The sequence below is a fragment of the Klebsiella sp. 2-CIP_Kleb. genome, assembly GCF_050378715.1.
Taxonomy (GTDB): domain Bacteria; phylum Pseudomonadota; class Gammaproteobacteria; order Enterobacterales; family Enterobacteriaceae; genus Klebsiella; species Klebsiella quasipneumoniae.
In genome coordinates this window covers 227,430-252,640 of the sequence record NZ_JBNRLG010000004.1, presented here as the reverse complement: position 1 = coordinate 252,640, position 25,211 = coordinate 227,430, and the positions used below count along the sequence as shown (strand labels likewise).

Here is a 25,211-nt window from a genome sequence, read left to right as displayed (position 1 = left end):
CCGGATAAGGCGCTGCGCGCCGCCATCCGGGAGAGGCTCAGTGGCTTTTGCGGATCAGGTAGCGGTACGGCAGGGCTTCGGTTTCCTGGGCCACCAGCTCATGCTCCATAAAGCGGCAGAATCCCGGGATATCGCGGGTGGTGGCCGGATCGTCAGCAATAATCAGCAGCGTCTCGCCCACCGGCATCGTCCGCACGGTTTTACGCACCATCATGACCGGCTCCGGGCAGCGGAGTCCCAGGGCATCCAGAGTGTGGTCAGGAGTGGAGAAAAGTTCGCTCATTTTAGTCTCACGTCAACAAAACGGCCCTAGTTTACCCCCTGCTCGCCAGTACGCAAGCCAGGTTAACGTTTGCGCGAAAAACAACCATTGCATTACGCCGGCAACGCAGTATCATGCAGCCGTTTTTAATTGGGTTCCCTCACCCCAACGTTCCGCTGCCGATTGCTCATTCACCTGAAGCATGACGGGCATAAAAAGGTCACAATATGAATCCGTTTACTACCGTACAGCGCAAAAAAGCGCTCGTCTGGCTTTCGCTATTTCATCTGCTGGTGATCACCTCCAGCAACTATCTGGTTCAGCTGCCGATCTCCATCTTTGGTTTCCATACCACCTGGGGCGCGTTCAGTTTTCCGTTTATCTTCCTCGCCACCGATCTGACGGTGCGAATTTTTGGCGCACCGCTGGCGCGACGTATTATTTTTGCGGTGATGGTCCCGGCGCTGGTCATCTCCTACGCCATCTCCGCCCTGTTTTACATGGGCGAGTGGCAGGGCTTCGCCGCGCTGGGCTCCTTTAATCTCTTCGTCGCGCGCATCGCCATCGCCAGCTTTATGGCCTATGCGCTGGGGCAGATCCTTGACGTCCACGTCTTCAACCGCCTGCGGCAGAGCCGTCACTGGTGGCTGGCCCCCACCGCCTCGACGCTGTTCGGCAACATCAGCGATACCGTAGCGTTCTTCTTCATCGCCTTCTGGCGCAGCCCGGATCCGTTTATGGCCGCTCACTGGGGGGAGATCGCCCTCGTCGACTACAGCTTTAAAGTGCTTATCAGCATCATTTTCTTCCTGCCGATGTACGGCGTGCTGTTAAATATGCTGTTGAAAAGGCTGGCGGATAAATCTGATTTGTCGGCATTGCAGCCGAGTTAAAGGTACTCGCGGGCTGATGTGTTAAGATAGCCGGATGAGCCATTAGTGGCCGTTTATCGAAAGGAAGATGTCAATGCGCAATTTGGTTAAATATGTCGGTATTGGCCTGCTGGTGATGGGGCTTGCCGCCTGCGATAACAGCGATTCAAAAGCGCAAACCGTTGGGGCAGCAGCGGAGAGCAACACCAGCGGCCAGGCGATCAGCCTGCTGGATGGCAAACTGAGCTTCACCCTGCCTGCGGGCATGGCCGACCAGAGCGGCAAACTGGGTACTCAGGCGAACAACATGCACGTCTATTCTGACGCCACCGGCCAGAAAGCAGTCATCGTCATCGTCGGCGACAGCACCAATGAAGACCTGGCGGTGCTGGCGAAACGCCTGGAAGATCAGCAGCGTAGCCGCGACCCGCAGCTGCAGGTGGTGAGCAATAAGTCGCTGGAGATCAAAGGTCATACCCTGCAGCAGCTGGACAGCATCATCTCCGCCAAGGGGCAGACCGCGTGGTCTTCCGTACTGCTCGGCAAAGTGGATGACAAACTGCTGACCCTGCAGGTCACCCTGCCGGCGGACAACCAGCAGCAGGCGCAGACCGAAGCGGAAAGCATCATCAGCACCCTCACCATCCAGTAATTACTGGCCTGGTGCGACGGCCTCCGGTTCGCCACCCGGGGGCCGTTTTTTTAACCGCCAGCCCAGCAGCAGCGCCGCCATCACCAGACCTGCCGCCGCCAGATATATCACCGGGATCCCGGTCCACGCCATCAGCAAGCCGGCCAGCGGCCCGGTGACGCCTAACGACAAATCCATAAACACGGTATAGGTGGCCAGCGCCGACCCTTGGTTGTGCTGCGGCACCGCTTTCACCGCCACCACGCCCAGCGCCGGAAAGACCAACGAGAACCCGGCCCCGGTAAGCAAGGTGCCGATTTTCGCCAGCAGCGGCGTATCAGCAAAGCCGACCAGCAGCAGGCCGATGATCTCCACGCTAAAGCAGAGCATCGCCACGTTCAGCCCGCCGAAGCGGTTAATGGCGTTGGGAAACAGCAGCCGCGCGCCAACGAACGCGCAGCTGAACAGCGTCAGGGCGAAGGCCGCCCCGTCCCAGCCTTTGGCCTCATAAAACAGCGTGATAAAGGTGGCGATAACCCCGAAACCGGCGGAGGCCAGGGCCAGCGCCATGCCGTAGGGCCACACCCGCCCGAGCACCGCGCGAAACGACATCGCTTTGCCTTTCGCCGCCTTCACCGCTGCGCGGGGCAGCGCGCAGAGGATAGCCGCCAGCGCAACCGCCATAATGACCCCGGCCAGGCCGCTGAGGCCAATGTACGAATAGCACAGCACGCCGAGCGGGGCGCCCATCGCCATCGCCCCGTAGGTCACAATGCCGTTCCACGAGATCACCCGCCCGATATGCAGCGACCCAACAACGCCGACGCCCCACAGCGTCGAGCCGGTGCCGGCAAAGCTCTGGCCGATGCCGAGAATGACCCGCCCGAGGCATAGCAGCAGCAGGCTAACCAGCGGCCAGCCGCTGCTCCAGGCGGCAAGCAGGTAGCTCAGGCCGCTTAAAAAGCAGCCGCAGAGGCCGAAGACAACGATCTTTTTGGGCCCCAGCAGGTCAGCATAGCGCCCGGCGTGCGGGCGGCTGAGCAGCGTGGCGAAATATTGCAGACTAATCACCAGGCCGGCCCAGAAAGCGCTAAAGCCCATTACATCAAGCACATAGCCGGGAAGCACCGCCAGCGGCAAGCCGATGGTGAGATAGCTGGCAAAGTTAAAAATGACGACGGAGACAATCCGCAGATTGAGGCGCAGTCCAGTGAGCGCCGGTTCGGCGACGGGTTCGGGCATCAGGTTCCACCAGATTTCGACAACCAGCTTTCACTATTACCACGCTGGCGGCGGAAAAGCAGCTCGCCTTTCAGAATATTGGCAGTCGGCGAACCGCTACACTTATCAGGCGCGACTCACAAAAGGAATACCTATGTCCCCTCCGCAGGCTGATAAAGCCGGGCTCCATATTTTACTTAAGCTGGCGGCGCTGGTGATTATCCTCGCCGGGATCCACGCCGCCGCCGATATTCTGGTGCAGCTGCTGCTGGCGCTGTTTTTCGCTATCGTCCTCAACCCGCTGGTCACCTGGTTCATTCGCCGCGGGGTGCGGCGCCCGTTCGCCATTACCCTGGTGGTGACGGCAATGCTGGTGATGCTCACCGCGCTGCTTGGCGTGCTGGCGGCGTCGCTCAATGACTTTGTCGCCATGCTGCCTGATTTCAACCGCGCCCTGACGCGTAAGATCGTCCAGCTCCAGGAGTATCTCCCCTTTCTCAACCTGCATATCAATCCGGAGCGCATGCTGCGACGTATGGATTCAGAACGGCTGATGACCTGGGCCACGACGCTGATGACCCAGCTTTCCGGGGCGATGGCCAGCATTGTGCTGCTGGTGATGACGGTGATCTTTATGCTTTTTGAGGTTCGCCACCTGCCCTACAAACTGCGTTTTGCCCTCAATAACCCTCGTCTGCATATCGCCGGGCTGCACCGGGCGCTGAAAGGCGTTACCCACTATCTGGCGCTGAAAACGCTAATCAGCCTGTGGACCGGGCTGATTGTCTGGCTGGGGCTGCTGGCGATGGGGGTACAGTTCGCGCTGATGTGGGGGGTGCTGGCGTTCCTGCTGAACTATGTGCCGAATATCGGCTCCGCCATCTCCGCTATCCCACCCATGCTGCAGGCGCTGCTGTTCAGCGGCATCTACGAGTGCCTGCTGGTCGGGGCGCTGTTTCTGGTGGTGCATATGGTGCTGGGCAACATGGTGGAGCCGCGCATGATGGGCCACCGGCTGGGGATGTCGACCCTGGTGGTGTTCCTGTCGCTGCTGGTCTGGGGCTGGCTGCTGGGGCCGGTGGGAATGCTGCTCTCGGTGCCGTTAACCAGCGTCTGTAAAATCTGGATGGAGACCACCGTCGGGGGCAGCAAGCTGGCGATCCTGCTCGGCCCGGGGCGTCCCAAAAGCCGGCTCCCCGGCTAGCGGCGTTTCACCGGCCAGAAGATGGTCAATACGCCGGCGACGATAATCGCCACGCCCAGCAGCGATTGCCAGTAGAACGGCTCATGCCAGCCGGGCAGCCAGATGGCGGCAGCCCACACCAGGATATAGCTCAGGCTCAACAGTGCATACGCTTTTGATAACGGTAGACGGTGGAGGGCAAAGTACCAGCAGACCATTGACAACAGGTAGCCCAGCAGGCCGAAAAACAGGCCGAAGGTGCCGGGCTCGAAATGCAGCAGATGCTGGAGAAAGGCCAGAATATCGGTCAGCGGCGGCAAGGCCACCATGGCGCTGCGCAGCAGCAGCTGCGCGGCGCTGACAAGGCCGACGCTGAATAATGCCCAGAGAAAGCCCATCAAACGCTGGTCCCCAGAATGACAATGCCCACGACGATCAACCCGACGCCAAACCAGTGGCGGCGAGCGACCGGCTCATGCCAGATGCCCCAGCCCGCGAGGGTGACCCAGACGAAGTTCAGGCTCAGCATCGGATAGGCGATGCTCACCGGAATAGACTGCAGGACGCTCAGCCACAGCAGCATGCCGCAGCCGAGGCATAGCAGTGCCATCCCCAGCCAGAAGAGTATATGGCGACTCCGCCGTCCGCGACGGGACGGGCGGGTCGCCTGTTTCTGGCACAGCTGTCCGGCGCAGCTCAGCAGGCTGGCGAACACCAGACAGATCCAGACGCTCATTGCGGCAGATACTGAAGGAAAACGACCCGCCCCAGCTCGTAAGCGTTATCGGGTTTCGGTAACGGTAAGTCGAGCATACTCTCTCCTTTATCCATCAACAGCACCAGCGAGACCGGCCCCTGCTGACGATGCGCGGCCAGCCAGTCGGCAAACCCGGCCTGGCTGACAAAGCTACCCTGAGCGTCCGGCCAGTCGAGACCGTACTTCAGCTCACCTTGTTTGTCGAACATAATAATATCGCTTCGCTTCAGCTCCCAGGCCAGGCCGCCGGCGATCCCGACGTTGTTGGTCAGGACGTAGCGGCTGGGCTGCAGGGATTCGCTGACGATATCCACGAGGAACTGCGGCTGTTTGCTGTCGATAACCCGGTCCGGGATGGCGAAGCCCACCAGCAGCGCCAGGCCGAGCGGGCAGAGCGCCGCCAGGCTCCAACGGCGGCCAGCGTCTTTCATCGCCAGCCAGCCCATCAGCGCCCAGACGGCGAAGGCGATGGCCGCCAGCAGACATTTATACAGCTCAATCTTGGTCCACACCGGCTTGTGCATCACGCCCCAGGGCGAAACTACCAGCACGGCGATCAGCCCCAGCAGGCCAAAGCCCAGGTTGATCATCCCATTGATGCGCAGCGCTTTCGCGCCGGTCTTCGCCGCCTCCAGCGCGTAGCGCGCCATCAGGATCGACAGCGGCGCAAAGCACGGCAGGATATAGGTCGGCAGTTTGCCTTTTGCAATACTGAAGAACAGGAGCGGCATCGCCACCCAACCGAGCAGATACAGCGCGCCGCGGGCCTCATCGCGCTCACGCCAGCCGCGCTTCAGCGCCCCTGGCAGCAGGGCCAGCCACGGCAGGCTGCCGGCAATCAGGAACGGGATGTAGTACCAGAACGGCGCTTTGTGCTGGGCGTCTTTTTCGGCGAAACGCTGAATATGCTCGACCCAGAAGAAGTAGCGCCAGAAGTCCGGCTCGCGCTGGGCGATAGCCAGCCCCCAGGGCAGCACCACCAGCGTACAGACGACCACCGCCAGCCAACCGTAGGTCAGCACTTCACGCCAGCGTTTACGGGCGATCACCCACGGCAGAACGCCCACCACCGGCACCGCCAGCGCAAGGAAACCTTTGGTCATCACCCCCATACCGCAGGCGACGCCCAACAGCACGTAACCCAGTATTTTGCCGCCGCGGCTCTGCGCCTGCGTCGCGCCCCAGAAGCTGCACATCGCCAGCGCCAGCCACAGGGTGATCATCGGGTCCAGCACCGCATAGGTACCAATCGCATACACCAGCATCGCGGTGAGAAAAATCACTGGCGACAGGACGGCTACCCGCTTATCGCGAAAGATGCGCCACGCCAGCCAGGCCACCAGCACGGCGGTCATGGTGATGGCGAAGACCGACCCGAAGCGTACGCCGAAGTTATTATGGCCAAACAGCCACTGGCCGACACTGTTGATCCAGTAACCGGCAATCGGCTTTTCGAAGTAGCGCAGCCCGAGAAAATGCGGCACCACCCAGTCGCCGGTGGCCAGCATTTCACGGCTGATCTCCGCATAGCGTGTTTCATCGGGTTGCCAGAGCAAACGGAAATTGAGCGGCAGCAGGTAATACAGCGCAAACAGCGCAATCAGAGAGACGCCATAGCGAATGCTTTTCATCAAACACCCGAAGTCAGTAATTGTTCACGTCCGAGCCAGCCTTCCCGGCCAGCCAGTTCACCCCGAACCACTTTGCCGGACGGCAGCTCGCTAAAGTCAGCGGGCAGCAGCTGGCTCAGTGGGCAAAACTGAATTTCTTCTTCCGCCGCCATGGTCAGCAGTTCATCGAACTGATCGGCATAGGCAATACCTTCCACTTCGGCGTGAATGGTATAGACCGGCACGCCAGGGTCGCGATGGATGCAGTCGAGGAGATAGCGGTTAAAGCCGGCGATATCCACCGCCGTGCCCACCGCCTCGTCCCAGGTCGGCAACGTGACCGGGATCTGCACCGTACCAGAGACGCCGCTGCCGAGCTGGGGCAGAAACGGCCGCGTGCCGCGACAGTCGCTGTTGTAGAGAAAATCGAAGGATTCTTTGGCTTTCACCACCCGCTGATCGGCGCGCCAGCCGGCAACGGCCGAACAGGTGACCGGGCGGCCGATGATGCGCTCGAGCTCCAGCAGGCCACGCTCGACCTCCAGCGTCAGCCGTTCCTGCGGCCAGACGCCGCTCCACGCCTGCCAGCTGTAGTGGTCCCAGGCGTGCAGGCCCACTTCATGAGACTCGGCGGTCGCGCGGATCACCGCCTCGTTCCCCGCGCCGATGCGGCGTCCCGGCCACGCGGTGCCGGCCAGCAGAATATCCCAGCCGTACAGCGAAGCCGCTCTGGAACGCAGCATCTTCCACAGAAACTTCGGTTTTACCAGGCGCCACAGGTGACGCCCCATATTGTCCGGCCCGACGCTGAAGAAGAAGCTTGCCTGAATCCCGTGCTGGCCCAGCAGGTCCAGCAGCCGCGGAACACCGTCCCGCGTCCCGCGAAAAGTATCGACATCTATGCGTAAGCCGACCTGTTTCATGGATGTTTAGCGTCCACCAGTTCTACCGTGCGCAGGAAGAAGTCCAGCGTATGCTCAACGGTCTCTTCCATCTCCACCTTCGGCTCCCAGTTCAGGCAGCGTTTGGCGTTGCGGATGCTCGGTTTGCGATGCTCAACGTCCTGATAGCCCTTGCCGTAGTAGTCGCTGCTTTCCACTTCGCGGAAGCCGGCAAACGGCGGGAAGCGATCGCGCAGCGGATGGCGTTCGAAGCAGGCCAGCAGCATCTCCGCCAGCTCTTTGATGCTCGCTTCGTTATCCGGATTGCCGATGTTGATGATCTGCCCGTCGCAGCGGCCGTCTTTGTTCTCAATGATGCGGAACAGCGCTTCGATACCGTCGCTGATGTCAGTAAAGCAGCGCTTCTGCTTGCCGCCTTCGATGAGCTTGATCGGCGAGCCTTCCACCAGGTTAAGGATCAGTTGGGTGATGGCGCGGGAGCTGCCGATACGCGCGGCGTTGAGGTTATCCAGACGCGGCCCCATCCAGTTGAACGGACGGAACAGGGTGAACTTCAGGCCATTCTTATCGCCGTAGGCCCAGATCACGCGGTCCAGCAGCTGCTTGGAGACCGAGTAGATCCAGCGCTGTTTGTTGATCGGCCCGACCACCAGGTTAGAAGTATCTTCGTCGAAGTTTTTGTCGGTGCACATGCCGTACACTTCAGAGGTCGACGGGAAGATGATGCGCTTATTGTATTTCACGCAATCGCGGATGATCTTCAGGTTCTCTTCGAAATCCAGCTCGAACACGCGCAGCGGGTTGCGGGTGTACTCGATAGGGGTGGCGATAGCTACCAGCGGCAGCACCACGTCGCATTTCTTAATGTGATATTCGATCCACTCGGAGTGAATGCTGATATCGCCTTCCACGAAGTGAAAACGCGGGCAGTCGAGGAAACGGCTGATGGCGTCGGAGCCGATATCCAGGCCGTAAATCTCATAGTTGTCGTCCTGCAGCAGGCGTTCGGTCAGATGGTTACCGATAAAGCCATTGACGCCGAGGATCAGCACCCGGGTACGACGCTTAACCGCCACCACCGGTTTGCTGCTGATCACCGCCCCGGACACCAGGCCCAGCGCCTGCGCCAGCTGGGCGCCCTGCATGTACACGCCGCGTTCGGTCTGGCCGGTGACAATCTCCAGCGCCCCTTCCTGGCACGCCACGATCAGCGGTGCAACGGAGATAACGGTGCCCGGTTTGGCTGCAGGTAGATCACTGCGTACACGGGATTTCCAGACAATAAATTTGTTCGCGCCAGCGTAGCCGAAGGCCCCCGGCCACGGATCGGAGACCGCGCGCACCAGATTGTGCAGCGTCTGCGCCGGCTGCTCCCAGTCGAGGCGGCCATCTTCCGGGGTGCGACGCCCCACATAGGTCGCCTGGCTGTGATCCTGAGGACGTTCATCGGTGGTTCCGGCGAGGATGGCGGGCAGCGCCTGGCTCAGCAGCTCAGTGGCGGCAGCGCACAGCTTGCGGTGCAGCGTCAGGGCGGCGTCATCCGGGCCAATCGCCACGGTTTGCTGAGCGACGATATCGCCGGCATCCGCGCGGTTCACCATCCGGTGCAGCGTCACGCCGGTTTCGCTTTCGCCATTGACCAGTACCCAGTTCAGCGGCGCGCGGCCGCGATATTTCGGCAGCAGCGAACCGTGTAGGTTAAACGCCCCTCTCGGCGCAAGACTGAGGATCTCATCGCCCAGCAGGTTGCGGTAGTAGAAGGAGAACAGCACGTCCGGCTTCATCTCGCGGATACGCTCAATCCACAGCGGATGGTTCACGTCTTCCGGCGCCCACACCGGAATGCCCTGCTCGGCGGCAAGGCGCGCCACGGAGCCAAAGAAATGGTTTTCGCCAGGGTTATCCGGGTGGGTGAAAATAGCAGCGATATCATATCCAGCATCCAGCAGAGCCTGGATACCGGTGCAGCCCATATCGTGATAAGCGAAGACTACGGCTTTCATGAACGATCTTCCTCTTTAGATGCCGTTTCCGGCTGGCGAACAACACGTTGAATAAAGTAGCGGGGACGCGCGCGCACGTCGTTATAGATGCGTCCGATATACTCCCCGAGCAGGCCCATCCCGATAAACTGAGCGCCGATGAACATAAACAGCACGGCGAAGAGCATAAATACCCCTTCCGCCGCCCACTGCGGGCCAAAGGCCAGACGCAGCACCACCAGCATCAGGCCAAAGGCGAAGCCCAGCAGGGCTATCACGCTGCCGAAAATGCTGAGCAGACGCAGCGGCGTGGTGGTCAGACAGGTCACCAGGTCGTACATCAGGTTGATCAGGCGCATAAAGCTGTATTTGGAGTCGCCGAATTCGCGCTCGGCGTGCATCACCGGGATCTCCACCGCGCGCCGGGCGAAGGTATTCGCCAGGATCGGGATAAAGGTGCTGCGCTCATGGCAGTTGAGCATGGCGTCGATGATATGGCGGCGGTAAGCGCGCAGCATGCAGCCGTAGTCGCCCATCGCTTTGCCGGTGGTGCGCTGGATCAGGCGGTTGATCATCTTCGACGCGGTTTTGCGGAAGATGCTGTCCTGACGGTTCTGGCGAACGGTGCCCACCACGTCGTAACCTTCATCCGCCTTCGCCACCAGCCGCGGGATCTCTTCCGGCGGGTTTTGCAGGTCGGCGTCAAGCGTAATGATTAAATCGCCGGTTACATGGCTGAAACCGGCCATGATCGCCGAGTGCTGCCCGTAGTTACGGTTTAACAGCACGGCGACGACGTGACTGCCTTCCGCCTCGGCAGCTTCGGTGAGCATGCGCGCGGAATCGTCGCTGCTGCCATCGTCGATCAGCAGAATTTCATATTGCCGCCCCAGCGTGGCGCAGGCGGTATCCGTACGACGAAGCAGCTCCGGCAGGCTATCCTGTTCGTTATAAACCGGAATAACCACCGAGACCTTCTTCACGGGAGGGTAAGTAAGCATATCAACGTCCTGACAGCTGGCGCAGTGCGGAAATGACGCGAGTGACATCGTCATCGGTCATGTCCGGGAACAACGGGAGAGAACAGATGCGGGCGCTGTTCCATTCGGTATTCGGCAGGGAAACCTCCGGGAAGCGCTCGCGGTAATATTTTTGCGTATGGGCCGCACGGAAGTGCAGACCGGTGCCGATACCCATCGCCTTTAGCTTTTCCATCAACGCGTCGCGGCTGATGCCGCAGGCAGCCTCATCGACGCGGATGATAAACAGATGCCAGGCGTGCTGGTGATCCCAGGCCGGGACGGTCAGGGGCGTAAACGGCGTGTCCGCCAGCTCGCGCAGATAGCGCTGGGCAATTTCCGCCCGCCGCTGGTTGGCGTGAGGCAGTTTTTCCAGCTGGACCAGCGCCAGCGCGGCGTTGATGTCGGCAAGATTGTATTTAAAGCCCGGAGCGATCACCTCCGCCTGCGGCGCGCGGCCATGGGTCTGGCGGTCAAAGGCGTCCACGCCAAGGCCATGGAATTTCAGGCTGCGGATACGGGAGGCCAGCTCGTCGTCGTCGGTGACAATCAGGCCGCCTTCAGCGCAGGTCATGTTTTTGATCGCGTGGAACGAGAAAATCGCGGTCCCCTGCCAGCCTACGTGGCGGCCCTTATAGTGGGTCCCCGCCGCATGGGCGGCGTCTTCGATCACCGGAATGCCATGGCGCTCGCCCACCGCGCGAATGGCGTCGATATCGGCTGGCGCCCCCGCGTAGTGCACAGGAATAATCGCTTTGGTACGCGAGGTGATCGCCGCTGCCACCGCCTCAGGGGTGATCATCAGATTGTCGTTATCGACATCGATCATCACCGGCGTGGCGCCCAGCAGGCAGATCATATTGAGAGTGGAGACCCAGGTCTGGGACGGTGTAATGACTTCATCGCCAGGGCCAATACCCAGCGCCATCAGGGTCACATGCATCCCGCCGGTCGCTGAACTGACGGCAATCGCGTGGCGGTTGCCGGTCAGCTGGCAAAATGCCGCTTCAAGTGCCTGATTCTTCGGTCCGGTGGTGATCCAGCCCGACGTTAAAACTTCACGCAGGGCTGCCAGCTCTGCGTCGCCCATCGACGGGCGCGAAAAAGGCAAAAAATCGCTCATCATCATCCTGTTCTGTAGATGACCCACGCACAAACCTGGGTCGTTAGAATAAAATATCCTGCGCCTGCGGACTTAAACGAAATTAAAATGAAGTGAGTTCAGCGCGGCATTCCATTTCAGGGTATTTCGACCACTATTAATGTAGTTGACCTTGCTTAGGATAATATTAAGAAATTAATCTTTTCTCAGCATAGCCAAATAAATCATTAAGAAACAGAATGATAGGTTTTATTTATGGCAGAATTTTGACAAAAAAGCGTTCCTGTCTGGAAAAGCAAACAGGAACGCTATCGCGGAAAGTAAACGGGGGTTAAACCAGATAACAATTAATGACGCTGTCTTTGTCACGCTTGATGACAAAAAGTTAGCGCAGATCACACATTTATTTCTGCTTAATTACAAATTTGCAGGAAAATCAGCTGGCAATTCACTTGCCGGGCAATTAATAACCTCGTCATTATCCGCGCCACAGTCGCGAATGAAGGTGATAGTAGCAAACTCGTCAATCACTTCCGTCGGGTAGGCCGGGCCGGCATCGCGGTACGAATTCATCAGAGGAATGTGATCGTTCTGGAAGCAGACGGTTTTTTCCGGGTTATTCATGATCCAGCGCGGGAAGAAAATGGTGCCGTGGAACAGTTTATCGCCCAGGTTGACGATCAGGCTGACGTCGGTACCGGTCGGTTCGGTCCATGAGATTTTGTAGATACTTTCCCCCACCCGCACGATGTACGCTTCCTGATCTTTCACCCAGCGATTGCCGACGATGCCGCTGTGAATACGGTAGTCGAGGGTGTGGCCGTTTTTGACGTAAATTTCGTAGTTCCAGCCGTTGTCGTAGGTGTAGACCAGATGTTTACCGATAAAGCCGCTGAGGTCATGTTTGTCGAAAGTGCTCATCATTTATTCTCCTCTATGTTGTTGAGGACAGCATACGTCTTTAAAAATTGAATGAATAACGCTATGTTTGGATTAAATACATCCAAATTTTAGATTGATTATGCACAAGACAACCCTGGAGCAGTGGGCGTTACTCGAAAAGGTAGTGGAATTGGGGAGCTTTGCCAGAGCGGCGGAGGAGACCAATCGCAGCCAGTCTTCGGTGAGCTATAACCTCGCGCTGCTGCAGGAGCGTTTAGGGGTGGCGCTGCTGGCGCCGTCCGGGCGGCGGGCGGTGCTGACCCCAGCCGGCGAACTGCTGCTGAATCAGGTCAAACCGCTGCTACAGGCCTTCGCCTACGTTGAGACGCATGCCGCTACTCTGCGCAATGGGGCGCGCACCCGTCTGGATCTGGTGGTCGACAGCATTTTCCCGCGCCAACGGCTGTTCGCCATTTTGCGCCAGTTTCAGCAGCGTTATCCGCAGACGCAGGTCAGACTCACCGAAGTGCTGGAAAATATGGATGACGAGGGCGCGGCGCGAACGGAAGCCGATGTCATGGTTCTGACCCGCCGCCAGGATATTACCGGCCGCGGAGAGTGGCTGATGAATATTGATTTTATCGCCGTCGCCCACCGCGACCATCCTCTCGCCGCGCTCGACGGTCCGCTGGAGGATAGCGCGCTGGCACCATGGCCGCTGGTGCGCATTGCCGACCAGACCGGCGATGGCCAGGCGACGCGTGACGCCTGGACTTTCTCCACCATTGACGCCGCCATTGATGCGGTGATGTATCAGGTCGGCTTCGGCTGGCTGCCGGAAGAGCGCATTCGTTCCCATCTCGATCAGGGCGTGCTGAAGCGGCTGCCCCTCAGCCATGGCGCGCGCCGCGCGACGCCGCTGCATCTGATCGTCAAGCGGGATCTGGTGCCGATCGACGAACAGGTGGCCACGCTGCTGGGGTTGTTCCGGGCGCCCTGAGGGGTAAAGCGGCGCCTGCCCCTGCGCATAATCATACGGATTACTTATACTTTTCGGCGCAATATTGATCCAGGTTACTCCGAAAGTATGATGAATCACTAAAATCGTCATACTTTCCTGTCGTTGAGATTGCCGTCTTGTCTATTTTCCGCCTCACTCTGCTGGCGCTGATCGCCTGCGTCCCTCTGCTGGCTCAGGCCGCGCAGCACTCGCTCACCACCGCCTGGCCGGTGAACGTCGGCCCGCTGAATCCGCATCTTTATACCCCCAACCAGATGTTTGCCCAAAGCATGGTCTATGAGCCGCTGGTGAAGTATCAGGCTGACGGCAGCGTGCAGCCCTGGCTGGCGACCCGCTGGCGTCACTCCGACGATGGTAAAACCTGGTGGTTCACCCTGCGCGAGGATGTGACCTTCTCCAACGGCGAACCCTTTAACGCCCAGGCCGCAGCGGCGAATTTCCAGGCGGTGCTCGCCAACCGTCAACGCCACGCCTGGCTTGAGCTCGCCAATCAGATAACCGACGTGCGGGCGCTCAGCGCCAGCGAGCTGCAGATCACCCTGAAAAGCGCCTACGCCCCCTTGCTACAAGAGCTGGCCCTGCCCCGCCCATTCCGCTTTATCGCCCCCTCGCAGTTTATCGATGGCGGCACCGCCAACGGCATCAAAGCCCCGATCGGCACCGGGCCGTGGCGACTGGCGAGCTCGCAGCTCAATCAGCGCGACGTGCTGGTACGCAACGAACAGTACTGGGGTAATAAACCCGCGCTGCAGCAAATCACCATCAAAGTGATCCCTGACGCCACCAGCCGCGCGGTAGCGTTCGAAACCGGGGAAATTGACATGCTCTACGGCGACGAAGGGCTGCTACCGCTGGATACCTTCGAACGCTTTCGTCATCACCCCGGCTACGTGGCTCGACTCTCCGCCCCGACGGAGACGGTGATGCTAGCGCTGAACGCCAGCCAGGGCCCGACCCGCGAGCAGGCGGTTCGCGAGGCGCTCAACTACGCCGTCGACAAGCAGACCCTCGTCGATAGCGTGCTCTACGGCACCCAGCAGGTTGCCGACACCCTGTTTGCGCCCTCGGTCCCCTACGCCCCGCAGGATCTGACGCCGCGCCGTTACGATCCGGCAAAAGCCCGCGCCCTGCTGGCGCAGGCCGGCTGGCAGCAGCCGGAAGGCCAGCCCTGGCGACAAAAAGCCGGGCAAGCGCTGGCGATTGAGCTGGCGTTTATCGGCACCGACGCGCTGGCTAAATCGATGGCCGAAATTATTCAGGCCAATCTGCGGGAGGTCGGCGTCCGCGTCACCCTGGTGGGCGAGGAGGAGAGCAGCATCTATGCGCGCCAGCGCGAAGGCCGGTTCGGCATGATCTTCAATCGCACCTGGGGCGCCCCCTACGATCCGCATGCCTTTTTAAGCTCGATGCGCGTGCCCTCGCATGCCGATTATCAGGCCCAGCGCGGCCTGCCCGACAAAGCGCTGATTGATAAAGAGATTAGCGAGGTGCTGACCACCAGCGACGAGGCGCAGCGGAAACGGCTGTACCACGATGTGCTGACCCGTCTGCATCAGGACGCGGTGTACCTACCCATCAGCTATGTCTCGCTGATGTCGGTTGCGCGCCAGGAGGTCGGCGAGATCCCGTTCGCGCCGGTGACCACCGAGATCCCGTTCGACCAGATTAAACCGGTAACACCATAATGCTACGCTATATTTTACGCCGCCTGCTGCTGCTGATCCCGCTGTTGCTCGCCGCCTCCGCCATCATCTTTCTGCTGCTGCGGCTCGGCACCGGCGACCCGGCGCTGGATTATCTGCGCCTGTCGAACTTGCCGCCCACGGAAGAGATGGTCGCCTCGACCCGCGAACTGCTGGGGCTCAACCAGCCGCTGGCGATGCAGTATCTGCACTGGCTGTGGCGGGCGCTGCACCTGGACTTCGGCCTCTCTTATGCCACCCGGAGGCCGGTGCTGGACGACCTGCTGCACTTCCTGCCGGCCACCCTGCTGCTCACCGGCGCGGCGCTGGCGCTGATCCTCGTCACCTCGCTGCCGCTGGGGATCTGGGCGGCGCGCCATCGCGATCGCCTGCCGGATTTTGCTGTACGGCTGATTGCCTTCCTCGGCGTGTCGATGCCGAACTTCTGGCTAGCCTTTCTGCTGGTCATGCTCTTTTCCGTGCATCTGCAGTGGCTCCCGGCGATGGGATACGGCGACTGGCAGCACCTGATATTGCCCGCCGTCTCCATCGCCTTTATGTCGCTGGCGATTAACGCCCGGCTGCTGCGCGCCAGCATGCTGGAGGTCTCCGGCCAGCGTCACGTGGTATGGGCGCGGCTGCGCGGGTTGAGCACGCGCCAGGTGGAGCGGCGGCATATCCTGCGCAACGCCACCCTGCCGGTGGTGACCGCCATGGGCATGCACATTGGTGAGCTGATCGGCGGCACGATGATTATCGAAAATATCTTTGCCTGGCCGGGGGTTGGCCGCTACGCGGTTTCCGCGATCTTCAATCGCGATTATCCAGTGATTCAGTGCTTTACCCTGATGATGGTCACGGTGTTCGTACTGGCTAACCTGGCGGTGGATGTGCTTAACGCGGCGCTCGACCCGCGCCTGCGCCGCCATGAGGAGGTGAGCGTATGAGATGGCTGCGAAACTTCCGCTGGCCGGTGAAACTGGCCCTGCTGGTTATCGCGCTGCTGGCGGTCATCGCCCTCGGCAGCGGCTGGTGGCTGCCCTGGGATCCGGCGGCGATTAACCTGCAGCAGCGGCTGCTGCCGCCAGGGGGGGCGCACTGGCTGGGAACCGATCATCTTGGACGGGATATTTTCTCGCGCCTGCTGGCCGCCACCCGCGTCTCGCTGGGGGCGGTAATGGCCTGCCTGCTGCTGGTGCTGCTGATCGGTCTGGCGGTTGGCGGCAGCGCCGGGCTGCTGGGCGGCCGCGCCGACCGCGGCCTGATGCGCCTCGCCGAACTGTTTATGACCTTTCCGACCTCGATCCTGTCGTTCTTTATGGTGGGGGTGTTGGGAACCGGGCTGACCAACGTGATCCTCGCCATTGCGCTGTCGCACTGGGCCTGGTACGCCAGAATGGTGCGTAATCTGGTGGTCTCCCTGCGCCAGCGCGAATTTATCCTCGCCGCCCGCCTGAGCGGCGCCAGCCAGTGGCGGCTGTTCAGCGACCATCTGGCAGGGGCGGTGATCCCCTCGCTGCTGGTGCTCGCCTCACTGGATATCGGCCATATGATGCTTCACGTGGCCGGCATGTCGTTCCTTGGCCTCGGCGTCAGCGCGCCGACGGCGGAATGGGGGGTGATGATCAACGACGCCCGGCAGTATATCTGGACCCAGCCGCTGCAGATGGTCTGGCCGGGGCTGGCGCTGTTCATCAGCGTGATGGCCTTTAACCTGCTGGGCGACGCGCTGCGCGATCGCCTCGATCCTCACCTGATCGCGGAGCATAGCCACTGATGCCGCAGAAGATCCAACTGCAACAGATCGCCCTTGCCGCCGACCGCCCGCTGGTCAGCGACGTCTCGCTTACCCTGCGCCGCGGCCAGGTACTGGCGCTGCTCGGCAGCAGCGGCAGCGGGAAATCGCTCACCTGCGCCGCCGCGCTGGGCCTGCTGCCGCCCGGCGTCAACCAGACCGCCGGCCGGGTGTTGCTTGACGGCATGCCGGTGCACGGCGAACAGCTGCGCGGCGCGACTATCGCCACTATCATGCAGAACCCACGCAGCGCCTTTAATCCGCTGCATACCATGGCCGCCCACGCCCGGGAAACCTGCCGGGCGGCGGGCCGCGAAGCAATTGACGCCGCCCTGCTGGCGGCAATGGAAGAGGTGGGTCTGGATAATCCGCGGGCGCTGCTGAAACGCTACCCCTTTGAGATGAGCGGCGGCATGCTGCAACGGATGATGGTCGCCCTCGCCCTGCTCAGCCGCGCGCCCTTTATCATCGCCGACGAACCGACCACCGACCTCGATGCCATCGCCCAGGCGCGGATCCTCAATCTGCTGGCGGATATCGTCGCCAGCCGCGGTCTGGGGCTGCTGCTGGTGACCCATGACATGGGCGTTGTGGCGCGGCTGGCGGATTACGTAGCGGTCATGGAGAACGGTCGCCTCGTTGAACAGTGCGATGTAAATACGCTGTTCAGCGCCCCACAGCACCCGCTGAGCCAACGCCTGTTGGCGGCGCATCTGGCGCTGTACGGACTGGAGAAAACAGCATGAATTTACTCAGCGTCACCGGGGTGAGCCACAATTACCCGCACCACGGCAGGGTCCTGCACGAGATCCAACTCGCCATCGCCCCCGGCGAAACGGTGGCCCTGCTCGGGCGCAGCGGCTGCGGCAAGAGCACCCTGGCGCGGATGCTGGTGGGCCTGGAAACGCCGCAGCACGGCGATATTGTCTGGCGCGGCACACCGCTGACCGCCCTGAAGGGCGAGGCCGTCGGCGCCTTCCGCCGCGATATTCAGCTGGTGTTTCAGGACGCCTTCAGCGCGGTGAATCCGCGCAAAACGGTGCGCGAGATCGTCAGCGAGCCGCTGCGCCATCTGTTGCGCTTGTCGCGCGAGGAACGCGCGCGTCAGGTGGAAGAGATGCTGCAGGCGGTCGACCTTTCCACGACGCTACTCGATAAACGCCCGTCGCAGCTCAGCGGCGGACAGCTGCAGCGCGTCTGCCTGGCTCGCGCCCTGGCGGTACGGCCGCAGCTGTTGATTCTGGATGAAGCGGTCTCGAATCTCGATCTGCTGCTGCAGGCGGAGATTATCGCCCTGCTGAAACGCCTGCAGGCCCAGTTTGGCACCGCCTGCCTGTTCATCACTCACGACCTGCGGCTGGTGGAGCGCTTTTGCCAGCGGGTGCTGGTGATGGAGCACGGACGCATCGTCGAAACCGCAGCGGTCAGTCTACCGCTGCGCCTGCGCTCCCCTGCCGGACAGGCGCTCCAGCAGGCGGTGCTGCCACCTTTTCCTGCCACTCTGCTTAACGAGGCCATGCCATGCAGCGCGTAACCCTGACCCTTGATGATGACCTGCTGGCCGCTCTCGATGCGCTCAGCGCCCGCCGCGGCTACCACAATCGTTCGGAGGCGGTACGCGATATTCTGCGAGACGCCCTCAACCAGGATCCCGCGCCGTCGGAGCCGCGGCGCGGTTATGCCGTCCTGTCATATGTCTACGAGCATGAAAAACGCGAACTGGCGAGCCGGCTGGTGGCCACCCAGCATCATCATCACGATCTCTCCGTCGCCACGCTGCATGTGCATATCAGTCATGACGACTGCCTGGAGATTGCGGTGCTGAAGGGAGACATGGTCGAGATACAGCATTTTGCCGACGACGTGATTGCCCAGCGCGGCGTGCGCCATGGGCATTTGCAGTGTTTAGCGGATGATTAACTATTTGAAAATTCTTAGGTGGTTTATCAACAGTTGATAAACCACATAAATTATACGCTTTGTGAATTATCCCGCTTCGCCAATAATGGAGCTTCATTTAACGATCTCGTTATGGCGAGGCTCCTGCATAAATACAAGTTACCGCCCTGTTGGTATCGAGAGAGACCACTCAGGGAAATACAGGCTTCCATCGAATCAAGGTGTTGCCAAGGTAACTTCTGGCGGTCATGACCGTTCAGATACGTTATGCAGTGCTAAAACCAGGACGTAGGGATCTGCCTGCGCTAACCCTGTCTTGTTCGCCCCTATGAGTGATTTTTTATAGGGATTTTAATCATGTCTTCCATTCAACTCTGCGCCGCCCATCAGGCGACCTCTGGCTTCAACGGCGATGCCATCGCCCAGTACATGCGTACCGACTTTATTACGCTGCAGGAACATCTCAGCGTCCATGAGGCGCGGGAGCACTTTATCTCGCAGCTCACCAGCGATGATATTCCCGGCCAGGTGTTTGTTGTCGCCGGTAAAAAGCTGCGCGGCAGCCTGTCGGTCAAAAAGCTACTGCAGGAAGGGGATGTCGGGCAGTCTATCCGCTACCTGATGGACAGCTGCCTGTTCCGCGTCAAACCTGACGATGAACGCCCGCAGGTCATTGCCGAGCTCAACGAGCGCGGCCTCGAGCTGGTTCCCGTCGTCGATAAAGGCGAGCTGGTCGGCTGCCTGATGGAAAAGGAGATCGCCCATCTGCTGGAGGATGACGTCACCGAGGACGCTCAGCTGCAGGGGGCGACGCTGCCGCTGGAAAAACCGTACCTCGAGATCAGCCCCTGGACGCTGTGGAAGAAACGCTCGGTGTGGCTGCTGCTGCTGTTCGTGGCCGAAGCCTACACCAGCAGCGTGCTGCAGCATTTCGAAGAGGCGCTGGAGTCGGCCATTGCGCTGGCCTTCTTTATTCCGTTGCTCATCGGCACAGGCGGCAACAGCGGAACGCAGATCACCTCGACGCTGGTGCGCTCGATGGCGCTGGGAGAAGTACGGCTGCGCGATATGGGGCGGGTGATCCGCAAAGAGGTGTCGACCTCGTTTCTGATTGCCTTAACGCTGGGGCTGGCGGGCTGCCTGCGCGCCTGGATGATGGGCATCGGCATGGAAATCACGCTGATCGTCAGCCTGACGCTGGTCTGCATTACCCTGTGGAGCGCAGTTGTCTCGTCGGTCATTCCGATGGTGCTTAAACGGATCGGCATCGATCCGGCGGTGGTTTCCGCGCCGTTTATCGCCACGCTGATCGATGGCACCGGACTGATTATCTATTTCAAAATCGCCCAGTATTTTCTTGGGTTGAACTAAGATCACGTAACAGCCCGGCCGATTTGCGCCGGGCTTATTCAACCAGGTTCTCGGCGCAACGAATCGTGGCGATAGCATTCAGGATACAAAGGATCTCTGGCGTGAGTTTGTAAAAAGCCTTTCCCTTTTCCGTTAATATTACCTTCCTGATATTTTTCCCTCGCACGATGAGATTAAAACCAATCTCGTTTTCCAGCGCACAAATACTGGTGGTAATGGACGCGGCATCGATACCAAAACGTTGTGCTGTATGATGAATATTCCCCGTTTGTACCATAACACTGAACATTTCAATCTGGGCATTATTCATAGTCAATACCCCCTTTTTATTTATTCATTCCGCCATCGTTTTAGTTAACCGCAAACAAAATGTCAATCACTGGCTGCCAATGCCCTGTCGAGCAACAATGTGAAATGCATAACACCGTTATTTAATTTTGCAATCCAGCCATTTCATAATGAAAAAAACCGACGATAACCCCTAATATAAATTTGTGATACTCATCAACATAAAAACAATTCACCATTAATTAACAAAATAAAAATCATTTTAATTTCAATATATTATAAAAATTATCACACTATAAATAAGTTGTGGCATAGGGCATGCATTTATCTCCACGTAAACAACACTGGAGAAATTGACATGACGTATAAAATTCTACTCCCGCAAGAGATCATGGCCGAAGGGAGAGAGTATCTGGAAAGCCGGGGTTATCAGCTAATTAATGGTTCCGGGATGGAAGAGGAAGATATCATCCGCGATATCGGCGACTGCGACGGTATCATCGTGCGCCTGTCAAAAATGTCCGACCGCGTTTTTGAAGCGGCTAAAAAGCTCAAAGTGGTGGCCCGCCATGGCGCAGGTTACGATACCGTAGATCTGGAGTCCGCCAAACGTCATGGCGTTGTGGTATTAAATGCCCCGATAGCCAACAGCATGTCAGTTGCGGAACTGACCATATTTTATATGCTGCACTGCTCACGTAATTTCAAGCTGGTCGAAGAAAAAATGCTTGAAGATTATTACTGGGCAAAACTGCGCACCCCGAAAGTTGAACTTGATGGTAAAACCCTGGGTTTAATTGGCGTAGGAAATATCGGCTCGCGCGTCGCGTTAAAAGCATTGCACGGCTTTAATATGAAAGTCATTGCCTATGATCCCTATAAAACGCAGCAGCAGATCCCCGAGGGTGTCGAACTGACTGACGATTTCGACCGAATTTTCAAAGAGAGTGATTTCGTTTCGCTGCACTGCCCAACAACAGCGGAAACCACCGACTTCGTCGGCGAAAAACAGTTCTCGATGATGAAGCCCAGCGCCTATTTCATTAATACCGCCCGCGGCAAACTCGTCGATGAGCGCGCACTTTATCACGCCTTAAGCCAGCAAATTATCGCCGGCGCCGGTGTTGATGTTTTGAAGAAAGAACCCTTCGATGCCAACGATCCTATTTTCGCGCTGAGCAATATCGTCATCGGCCCCCATATCGGTGCCGCCACTATCGAAGCAACCGACAGGGCGTCTCTTCATTCCGCCATCGGCATTGACGAAGTGTTATCGGGTAAAAAACCGTCCTGGCCGGTCCCAGGTTTTTAAGGAGCAAGAGATGACTATTGGTAACCGTGTATTTTTAAAACGTCCGGTGGGAAATATTGCCCTGCTGAAAGAATATGAGCACCTGCCGGCGGCAAATATTGCTGACACCATGAACCGTATCGCGGTATTAGGCAACGGCATCAAGCGTATTTCCTCACCCCAAAAACCGATTATGGCCGGCTTCGCCATTACGGTAAAAGCTCGCGCCGGCGACAATTTGATGCTCCATGCCGCCCTGGATATGGCGGGAGAAAATGACGTCATCGTGGTCTCCAACGAAGGGGATCGCTCGCGGGCATTGATGGGCGAAATCATGGTGGCGTATGCCCATCACATGAAGAAAATTGCCGGTATCGTGCTGGACGGGCCGATTCGCGATATCGACGCCCTATCGGTGCTTGATTTTCCGCTCTATGCCACAGGCTCGAATCCGGCAGGCCCTTTCAAAATGGGACCCGGGGAAGTGAATACCCCCATTGCCGTGGGCGGCGTCGCTGTCTGCCCTGGCGATTTAATTGTCGGCGATGCGGATGGCGTCATTGTCATCCCACTGAGCGATGCAGAAACGGTGCTGGATAAAGCGAAAGAGTACGCCAAATTCGATGCCAGCAAAGTGGACGCCGCCAAAAACGGTACCGCCAATCGTCAATGGGTTAAAAAATCGCTGGATGCAACGGGCGTCGAATTTATCGACGACACGTATCGTTAATTCGATTAAATAATATAAGCCACGGTGGTTTATCTGCCGTGGCCTTAAAGCAAAGGTAACAAAAATGCTTTATTTAAAACTCTTGCCGATTATCTTTTTCCCTGTTTTATTTTGGATAATACCGCATCCGGAAGGCGTTGCCGCCCCGACATGGCATATGGTTGGCATTTATCTGGCCATGCTCTGTGGCTTGGTTTTACGCCCGTTTACCGACGCGGTGATTATGCTGATTATTCTGGGATTCGCCTCTCTGGTACTCGACCCCGGTCCACTATTCGCTGGATTTGGCAGCCCGATGGTATGGTTTATTATCAGCGCTTTTATTATTTGCAAAGCATTTGTCATTACCGGGTTAGGTAAACGCATTGCTTATCTGTTACTCAAACGCTACGGCAAAAATACCCTGACGCTCGGCTATCTGATGATGGTCACCGATACCGTACTGGCCCCGGCGACCGGTTCAAACATGTCGCGTTCGGGAGGGATCACCTACCCCATTTTCAGGAATATCGCCGAAGCGCTTGGCTCGAAGCCCGACGACGGTAGCCGCAAAATCGGTGCCTATCTGACTATCCTGATGTACGTCGTCTCGATGGGGACCTCCAGCCTGTTCCTGACCGGGATGGCCACCAACTCGATCACCGTTTCATTAGCCAATGAAATTATGAAGGTCAATCTTGAGTGGATGACCTGGTTTAAAGCCGCCGTTGTCCCGGCGGGACTGGTGCTCATTCTGGCGCCCTGGATCCTGTATAAAATCTATGCCCCGGAACTCAAAGTTATTGAGAACGTGAACGAAATTGCGGAAAAAGGCCTCAATGAATTAGGCCCGGTCAAACGCGAAGAGAAGCTGTTGATCGTGTTCTTTATTCTCGGCGTGTTAGGCTGGATGACCGGGTCTATCACCGGTATTGCCTTTATTCCGGTAGGGCTCGCCTTCCTCGCCTGTCTGCTGCTTTTCGGCGTCCTGAGCTGGAATGACGTGGTCAGCGAAAAATCAGCCTGGCAGACCTTTGTCTGGTACGGCGCCTTCTACGGTTGCGCGGTGGCGCTGTCAAAAGGGGGCTTCTATGTTTACCTGGTCGACGTGATTAAAAATTATCTCGATCTCTCGCATTTGAGTGAAATCAGCGCGATTGCCGTGCTGGTGTTTATCAGCCTTGCGGTCCGCTATTTCTTCGTCTCAAACAGCGCCTTTGTGGTCTCTTTCTATCCGGTACTTTTTACCCTGGGTATGACCACGCAGGCACATCCGATGTACGTCGCGCTCTCCCTGGCCTTCTCCGCAGGCTATGGCGCTTTATTGACCCACTATGGCAATGGGGCTGGTGTATTTACGTTCTCCAGCGGCTACGTGCCACAGAAAACCTTCTGGATGCTCGGCACCATTATGGTTGTGGTGAACGTGTTAATCTTCTTCTTTATCGGTATTCCTTACTGGAAGCTTATCGGCATCTGACAGGAGCATAAAATGAAACTGGATATAGTCATTAAAAACGGCCAGATCGCCGATATTGAAAACCGTACTTATATCAACGCCGATATTGGTATTAAGGGTAACCGCATCGTTGATATTTCTCATCATAGCGACCTGCAGGCTGAAACCGTTATTGATGCGTCGGGCTGTATCATTCTTCCCGGCCTCATCGATTTTCATGGCCATGTTTTCCATGGCGGAACGGCGATTAGCGTTAACCCTGATATCGTCTGTTTACCAAACGGCGTCACCAGCATGGTCGATGCCGGGAGCAGCGGATGGGTCAACTATTCGCTATTTCGTAATAGCGTGATCCATCCGGCGATGGTGAAAATTAAGAGCTATTTAAACGTGGTCAATGTTGGCCTCTCCACCCTCGGTGGCGGGCCCACCGGCTACCTTGAAAATACCAATCCGGCCAATTACAACGAGGAAAAAATTGCCCAGACGCTGAATGACAATAGAGACAACATCCTGGGTTTGAAATTACGCTATAGCCAGGATATCGCCCGAGGCAAACAGTATGCCAGCGATCCGCTGTTAGCCACGGTCGCCCTCGCACGCAAACTGGAAACCTCGATTTGCGTGCATGTCACCGACTCCCTGTTGTGCGCCGATGAACTGATCCGCTATTTTGAAGAGGGTGACATCTATGCACACTGTTTCCACGGTACCGGTCATTCTATTCTCAACGAACAAGGGCAGGTGTATGCCGCCATCAAAGAAGCACAGTCCAGGGGGGTGATCTTCGATTGTTCAAACGGTGTCGCCCACTTTGATTTCAAGGTGGCGCAATCGGCGATGGAGCAGGGATTCTACCCTGATATCATCAGTACCGATTTAACCCTGCGCAATAGCTTGCGTACTGATAAGGTCTATAGCCTGCTGCATGTGATGTCGAAATATCTCAATATGGGCATGCCGTTCTTTGACGTTATCCGCGCCGTGACCGCCACGCCGGCTCGCCTGATGAAAATGCAGGGGCAGATTGGTACCCTGGCGGCAAACGCTATTGCCGATATTTCCATTGTGAAATTACGCAAAGATAAGATCACCTTTGAAGATACCCGGGGAAAAACCCTGGAGGGTGATTGCTACCTCGATAACTGCGCCACTATCTGTAACGGACAGATTGTTTATCGCCGTCTGCGTTTCTAATTCGCAAGCCACCAGCCATACGCCTTTCCAGGCGTATGGCTGGTATGATAAAACCCCTCTTCTATGACCTTCGTCA

26 protein-coding genes and 1 riboswitch are annotated in these 25,211 nt (G+C 58.3%); of the genes, 15 read left to right on the top strand and 11 right to left on the bottom strand.

The genetic code is table 11. The annotated features are described in order from the left end of the window. Positions 1-37 precede the first annotated feature (37 nt). A complete protein-coding gene (tusA, locus tag ACQUTP_RS16305) occupies positions 38-283 on the bottom strand; it encodes a sulfurtransferase TusA (protein WP_002920858.1) in 246 nt (81 codons plus the stop codon). A gap of 206 nt (positions 284-489) precedes the next feature. Here tusA and ACQUTP_RS16300 point away from each other — a divergent pair, with 206 nt between their 5' ends. Together ACQUTP_RS16300 and ACQUTP_RS16295 are read left to right on the top strand one after the other, a co-directional pair. Next, positions 490-1,155: a 7-cyano-7-deazaguanine/7-aminomethyl-7-deazaguanine transporter gene (locus ACQUTP_RS16300; RefSeq protein WP_032456695.1), complete on the top strand. Its 666-nt coding sequence runs from the start codon at positions 490-492 to the stop codon at positions 1,153-1,155. Between the two features lie 73 nt (positions 1,156-1,228). Beyond that, positions 1,229-1,786: a DcrB family lipoprotein gene (locus ACQUTP_RS16295; protein ID WP_428902441.1), complete on the top strand. Its 558-nt coding sequence runs from the start codon at positions 1,229-1,231 to the stop codon at positions 1,784-1,786. Here ACQUTP_RS16295 and ACQUTP_RS16290 read toward each other — a convergent pair whose 3' ends face one another. Next, positions 1,787-3,007 (bottom strand): MFS transporter, encoded by a 1,221-nt coding sequence (locus ACQUTP_RS16290; RefSeq protein ID WP_148390295.1) that lies wholly within the window; start codon positions 3,005-3,007, stop codon positions 1,787-1,789. It abuts the gene before it with no gap. 133 nt (positions 3,008-3,140) lie between these two features. Between ACQUTP_RS16290 and ACQUTP_RS16285 the strand changes: the two genes are divergently transcribed. Beyond that, the gene (locus ACQUTP_RS16285; RefSeq protein ID WP_004202085.1) at positions 3,141-4,190 is read left to right on the top strand and encodes an AI-2E family transporter; all 1,050 of its coding nucleotides are present in this window, start codon (positions 3,141-3,143) and stop codon (positions 4,188-4,190) included. Here the strand turns inward: ACQUTP_RS16285 and arnF are convergent. The 8 genes from arnF to ACQUTP_RS16245 all read right to left on the bottom strand — a co-directional run bounded on the left by arnF (position 4,187) and on the right by ACQUTP_RS16245 (position 12,465). Next, positions 4,187-4,567: a 4-amino-4-deoxy-L-arabinose-phosphoundecaprenol flippase subunit ArnF gene (gene arnF / locus ACQUTP_RS16280; RefSeq protein WP_023319275.1), complete on the bottom strand. Its 381-nt coding sequence runs from the start codon at positions 4,565-4,567 to the stop codon at positions 4,187-4,189. The genes ACQUTP_RS16285 and arnF overlap by 4 nt on opposite strands. Then, positions 4,567-4,905: a 4-amino-4-deoxy-L-arabinose-phosphoundecaprenol flippase subunit ArnE gene (gene arnE, locus ACQUTP_RS16275; protein ID WP_004202083.1), complete on the bottom strand. Its 339-nt coding sequence runs from the start codon at positions 4,903-4,905 to the stop codon at positions 4,567-4,569. The genes arnF and arnE overlap by 1 nt, the downstream gene beginning before the upstream one ends. Further along, positions 4,902-6,557, bottom strand: coding sequence for a lipid IV(A) 4-amino-4-deoxy-L-arabinosyltransferase (arnT, locus tag ACQUTP_RS16270; protein ID WP_148390294.1), 1,656 nt, complete (start codon positions 6,555-6,557; stop codon positions 4,902-4,904). Before arnT ends, arnE begins: the two co-directional genes overlap by 4 nt. Further along, on the bottom strand, positions 6,557-7,459 hold the full coding sequence (gene arnD, locus ACQUTP_RS16265) for a 4-deoxy-4-formamido-L-arabinose-phosphoundecaprenol deformylase (protein ID WP_004202080.1): 903 nt from the start codon (positions 7,457-7,459) through the stop codon (positions 6,557-6,559). Before arnD ends, arnT begins: the two co-directional genes overlap by 1 nt. Next, entirely contained in the window at positions 7,456-9,441 is a 1,986-nt protein-coding gene (gene arnA / locus ACQUTP_RS16260; protein ID WP_049004434.1) for a bifunctional UDP-4-amino-4-deoxy-L-arabinose formyltransferase/UDP-glucuronic acid oxidase ArnA, read from the bottom strand. Before arnA ends, arnD begins: the two co-directional genes overlap by 4 nt. Continuing rightward, complete coding sequence (gene arnC / locus ACQUTP_RS16255; RefSeq protein WP_048295687.1) at positions 9,438-10,421, bottom strand: undecaprenyl-phosphate 4-deoxy-4-formamido-L-arabinose transferase; 984 nt, start codon at positions 10,419-10,421, stop codon at positions 9,438-9,440. Before arnC ends, arnA begins: the two co-directional genes overlap by 4 nt. Position 10,422: 1 nt before the next feature. Further along, positions 10,423-11,562, bottom strand: a complete 1,140-nt coding sequence (gene arnB, locus ACQUTP_RS16250) for a UDP-4-amino-4-deoxy-L-arabinose aminotransferase (RefSeq protein WP_135712120.1) — start codon at positions 11,560-11,562, stop codon at positions 10,423-10,425. Positions 11,563-11,958: 396 nt separating this feature from the next. Continuing rightward, complete coding sequence (locus ACQUTP_RS16245) at positions 11,959-12,465, bottom strand: phenolic acid decarboxylase (protein WP_012540376.1); 507 nt, start codon at positions 12,463-12,465, stop codon at positions 11,959-11,961. Between the two features lie 97 nt (positions 12,466-12,562). On the opposite strand from ACQUTP_RS16245, the gene ACQUTP_RS16240 reads away from it, so the two are divergent. The 8 genes from ACQUTP_RS16240 to ACQUTP_RS16205 all read left to right on the top strand — a co-directional run bounded on the left by ACQUTP_RS16240 (position 12,563) and on the right by ACQUTP_RS16205 (position 20,191). Beyond that, entirely contained in the window at positions 12,563-13,423 is an 861-nt protein-coding gene (locus ACQUTP_RS16240; protein ID WP_004202072.1) for a LysR family transcriptional regulator, read from the top strand. A 137-nt stretch (positions 13,424-13,560) separates the two neighbouring features. Further along, entirely contained in the window at positions 13,561-15,129 is a 1,569-nt protein-coding gene (gene nikA / locus ACQUTP_RS16235; protein ID WP_032456700.1) for a nickel ABC transporter substrate-binding protein, read from the top strand. Further along, on the top strand, positions 15,129-16,073 hold the full coding sequence (gene nikB, locus ACQUTP_RS16230) for a nickel ABC transporter permease subunit NikB (RefSeq protein WP_004202070.1): 945 nt from the start codon (positions 15,129-15,131) through the stop codon (positions 16,071-16,073). Before nikA ends, nikB begins: the two co-directional genes overlap by 1 nt. Beyond that, entirely contained in the window at positions 16,070-16,903 is an 834-nt protein-coding gene (gene nikC, locus ACQUTP_RS16225; protein ID WP_004202068.1) for a nickel ABC transporter permease subunit NikC, read from the top strand. The genes nikB and nikC overlap by 4 nt, the downstream gene beginning before the upstream one ends. Beyond that, entirely contained in the window at positions 16,903-17,667 is a 765-nt protein-coding gene (gene nikD, locus ACQUTP_RS16220) for a nickel import ATP-binding protein NikD (RefSeq protein ID WP_428902440.1), read from the top strand. Before nikC ends, nikD begins: the two co-directional genes overlap by 1 nt. Further along, on the top strand, positions 17,664-18,455 hold the full coding sequence (gene nikE / locus ACQUTP_RS16215) for a nickel import ATP-binding protein NikE (protein ID WP_135712121.1): 792 nt from the start codon (positions 17,664-17,666) through the stop codon (positions 18,453-18,455). Before nikD ends, nikE begins: the two co-directional genes overlap by 4 nt. Beyond that, a complete protein-coding gene (gene nikR / locus ACQUTP_RS16210; protein WP_004202063.1) occupies positions 18,443-18,841 on the top strand; it encodes a nickel-responsive transcriptional regulator NikR in 399 nt (132 codons plus the stop codon). The genes nikE and nikR overlap by 13 nt, the downstream gene beginning before the upstream one ends. 98 nt (positions 18,842-18,939) lie before the next feature. Further along, positions 18,940-19,121, top strand: a riboswitch (M-box (ykoK) riboswitch). Positions 19,122-19,177: 56 nt separating this feature from the next. After that, positions 19,178-20,191 (top strand): magnesium transporter, encoded by a 1,014-nt coding sequence (locus ACQUTP_RS16205; RefSeq protein WP_017899992.1) that lies wholly within the window; start codon positions 19,178-19,180, stop codon positions 20,189-20,191. Positions 20,192-20,225: 34 nt separating this feature from the next. On the opposite strand, the gene ACQUTP_RS16200 is transcribed toward ACQUTP_RS16205, so the two are convergent. After that, a complete protein-coding gene (locus tag ACQUTP_RS16200) occupies positions 20,226-20,501 on the bottom strand; it encodes a LysR family transcriptional regulator (protein WP_135712122.1) in 276 nt (91 codons plus the stop codon). Between the two features lie 336 nt (positions 20,502-20,837). Here ACQUTP_RS16200 and ACQUTP_RS16195 point away from each other — a divergent pair, with 336 nt between their 5' ends. From ACQUTP_RS16195 to ACQUTP_RS16180, 4 genes are all read left to right on the top strand, one after another. Then, on the top strand, positions 20,838-21,791 hold the full coding sequence (locus ACQUTP_RS16195) for a hydroxyacid dehydrogenase (protein WP_004204934.1): 954 nt from the start codon (positions 20,838-20,840) through the stop codon (positions 21,789-21,791). Between the two features lie 10 nt (positions 21,792-21,801). Continuing rightward, a complete protein-coding gene (locus tag ACQUTP_RS16190; protein WP_004204935.1) occupies positions 21,802-22,500 on the top strand; it encodes a dimethylmenaquinone methyltransferase in 699 nt (232 codons plus the stop codon). A gap of 64 nt (positions 22,501-22,564) precedes the next feature. After that, positions 22,565-23,959 (top strand): DASS family sodium-coupled anion symporter, encoded by a 1,395-nt coding sequence (locus ACQUTP_RS16185; RefSeq protein WP_025999215.1) that lies wholly within the window; start codon positions 22,565-22,567, stop codon positions 23,957-23,959. A 12-nt stretch (positions 23,960-23,971) separates the two neighbouring features. Beyond that, a complete protein-coding gene (locus ACQUTP_RS16180) occupies positions 23,972-25,135 on the top strand; it encodes a metallo-dependent hydrolase (protein ID WP_012540369.1) in 1,164 nt (387 codons plus the stop codon). The last annotated feature ends 76 nt before the right edge of the window (positions 25,136-25,211 follow it).